At 61.8% G+C, this 3,025-nt stretch carries 4 protein-coding genes; all 4 read left to right on the forward strand.

The genetic code is table 11. The features are described 5' to 3' along the window. The coding region (locus HMPREF3173_RS25055; RefSeq protein WP_256544507.1) for a cbb3-type cytochrome c oxidase subunit II at positions 1 to 405 on the forward strand (405 nt) is incomplete at its 5' end. 8 nt (positions 406 to 413) lie between these two features. Then, entirely contained in the window at positions 414 to 602 is a 189-nt protein-coding gene (locus HMPREF3173_RS15105) for a cbb3-type cytochrome oxidase subunit 3 (RefSeq protein WP_043212339.1), read from the forward strand. Next, a complete protein-coding gene (gene ccoP / locus HMPREF3173_RS15110; RefSeq protein ID WP_070574242.1) occupies positions 602 to 1,543 on the forward strand; it encodes a cytochrome-c oxidase, cbb3-type subunit III in 942 nt (313 codons plus the stop codon). Before HMPREF3173_RS15105 ends, ccoP begins: the two co-directional genes overlap by 1 nt. Before the next feature lie 519 nt (positions 1,544 to 2,062). Next, positions 2,063 to 3,025: cbb3-type cytochrome c oxidase subunit I (locus HMPREF3173_RS15115; protein WP_256544508.1), on the forward strand; the 963-nt coding region annotated here is incomplete at its 3' end.

The raw sequence follows: 3,025 nt of genomic DNA on the forward strand, positions 1-3,025 counted from the left end.
TCGCAGATGATCCGTCCGTTCCGCGCCGAGACCGAGCGCTACGGCCACTACTCGGTGGCTGGCGAGAGCGTCTGGGATCATCCATTCCTGTGGGGCTCCAAGCGCACCGGTCCGGACCTGGCCCGCGTCGGTGGCCGCTACTCCGACGACTGGCACCGCGCGCACCTGTACAACCCGCGCAACGTGGTGCCCGAATCGAAGATGCCGTCCTACCCGTGGCTGGTCGCGCAGAAGGTCGACAACAGTCACACCGACACCAAGATGCGCACCCTGCGCACCCTGGGCGTGCCCTACACCGACGAAGACATCGCCGGTGCCCGCGACGCGGTCAAGGGCAAGACCGAGATGGATGCCCTGGTGGCCTACCTGCAGGTGCTGGGCACCGCGATCAAGAACAAGAGGTAACGATGGAACTGTCACTGGATATCGGCATGATCCGCGGCCTGGGCACCTTGGTGGTGATGATCGCCTTCATCGGCCTGAGCCTGTGGGTCTTCAACCGCCGCCGCGACCGTGATTTCGCCGAAGCGCGCTTGCTGCCCTTCGTCGATGACCGCCTGCCCCCTGCCGGGCAGGAACCTGCCATGAGGAATAATCGGTAATGACCACCTTCTGGAGTACCTACATCAGTGTACTGACCATCGGCAGCCTCATTGGCCTGACCTGGCTGCTGCTCGGCACCCGCAAGGGCCAGAGCAACAACACCACCGACCAGACCATGGGCCACAGCTTCGATGGCATCGAGGAGTACGACAATCCGCTGCCCAAGGGGTGGTTCTGGCTGTTCGTCGGCACCTTGGTGTTCGCAGTGGGCTATCTCATCCTCTATCCGGGTCTGGGTAACTGGAAAGGCATCCTGCCGGGCTACGAGAATGGTTGGACCCAGGTCAATGAATGGCAAAAGGAAATGGACAAGGCCGACGCCAAGTTCGGCCCGATCTTCGCCAAGTTCGCTGCCATGCCGGTCGAAGAAGTCGCCAAGGATCCGCAAGCCCTGAAGATGGGCGGCCGCCTGTTCGCCTCCAACTGCTCGGTGTGCCACGGCTCCGATGCCAAGGGCGCCTACGGCTTCCCCAACCTGACCGACAAGGACTGGCGCTGGGGCGGGGAGCCTGAAACCATCAAGGCGTCGATCATGGACGGCCGCCATGGCGTGATGCCAGGCTGGTCCGAAGTGATTGGTGAACAGGGCGTGGCCGACGTGGCTGCCTTCGTGCTCACCAACCTCGACGGCCGTACCCTGCCTGAAGGCGCCAAGGCCGATCCGGTCAAAGGCCAGGAAATCTTCGCGGCCAACTGCGTGGCCTGCCACGGCCCTGAGGGCAAGGGCACCCCGGCGATGGGCGCGCCCAACCTGACCCACCCGCAAGCGTTCATCTACGGCTCGAGTTTCGCCCAGCTGCAGCAGACCATCCGCTACGGCCGTCAGGGCCAGATGCCTGCCCAGCGCGAAATCCAGGGCAACGACAAGGTGCATCTGCTGGCAGCCTATGTGTACAGCCTGTCGCAGGATGACGCGTCCGAAACCGTGACTGCCAAGTAACACCCGTCGCGGGTAAACCCGCCCCCACAGGAACAGCGCCGATCCTTGTGGGAGCGGGTTTTACCCGCGAACATCCCGCCAAAGCACCAGGACAAGCGACGTCCGCCAAGGGCTGCGCCACCGCCCTCCCCGCCTCATCCCTCCTTGCACCCCCTCTGAACAGAACTAAGCTTGTTGCCACAGTGGCCTCGCTTATAGCGAACCCACATGGCGCGGCGCATGGCCTGACTCCGCGCACCGGCTTTTGCGGGTCGATCGCACAGGTTTCGGTAGACGTCCCTGCTTGCCGAAGCCCTGCAGAAAAAGCTTGACCGTTCGATCAGAAAAAGGCGAAAAACGGTACACATTACAAACATTTATTTGTGTACAATCATCCAGCCCCTAAACCGCGGGACGGTGGTGGAAAGGGCCTGGACACGGGTCGGCGTCATGATCCTTGCGTTGCCATAACCCTGGTGGTTATCGATACTGGCGCCGATTTTCGACCAACAAGAACACCCAAAACCGTGGAACCTTAGAATGAGCACTGCAATCAGTCCGACTGCTTATAACTATAAGGTCGTCCGCCAGTTCGCCATCATGACGGTGGTCTGGGGGATCCTTGGCATGGGGCTCGGCGTCTTCATTGCCTCGCAACTGGTATGGCCCCAGCTCAACCTGGACCTGCCATGGACGAGCTTCGGCCGCCTTCGCCCGCTGCACACCAACCTGGTGATCTTCGCCTTCGGAGGTTGCGCGCTGTTCGCCACTTCCTACTACGTCGTGCAGCGCACCTGCCAGACTCGGCTGATCTCCGACAGCATGGCCGCCTTCACCTTCTGGGGTTGGCAGGCAGTGATCGTCGGCGCGCTGATCACCCTGCCGATGGGCTACACCACCACCAAGGAATACGCCGAGCTCGAGTGGCCGCTGGCGATTCTGCTGGCCATCGTCTGGGTCACCTACGGCCTGGTGTTCTTCGGCACCATCGTCAAGCGCAAGACCAAGCACATCTATGTCGGCAACTGGTTCTACGGTGCGTTCATCGTTGTCACGGCGATGCTGCACATCGTCAACCACATGTCCTTGCCGGTCAGCCTGTTCAAGTCGTACTCGGCCTACTCCGGCGCCACCGATGCAATGATCCAGTGGTGGTATGGGCACAACGCTGTGGGCTTCTTCCTGACCACGGGTTTCCTGGGGATGATGTACTACTTCGTGCCCAAGCAGGCCGAACGTCCGATCTACTCCTATCGCCTGTCGATCGTCCACTTCTGGGCGCTGATCACCCTGTACATCTGGGCAGGCCCGCACCATCTGCACTACACCGCGCTGCCTGACTGGGCGCAGTCGCTGGGCATGGTGATGTCGATCATCCTCCTGGCCCCGAGCTGGGGCGGCATGATCAACGGCATGATGACCCTCTCCGGTGCCTGGCACAAACTGCGCACCGACCCGATCTTGCGATTCCTGGTGGTCTCGCTGGCCTTCTACGGCATGTCC

Source organism: Pseudomonas sp. HMSC08G10, assembly GCF_001808425.1.
Taxonomy (GTDB): Bacteria; Pseudomonadota; Gammaproteobacteria; order Pseudomonadales; family Pseudomonadaceae; genus Aquipseudomonas; species Aquipseudomonas guariconensis.

Bases quoted from the DNA above. Each gene is read 5' to 3' on its own strand.
- ccoP (WP_070574242.1), top strand. From the start codon at position 602: ATGACCACCTTCTGGAGTACCTACATCAGTGTACTGACCATCGGCAGC.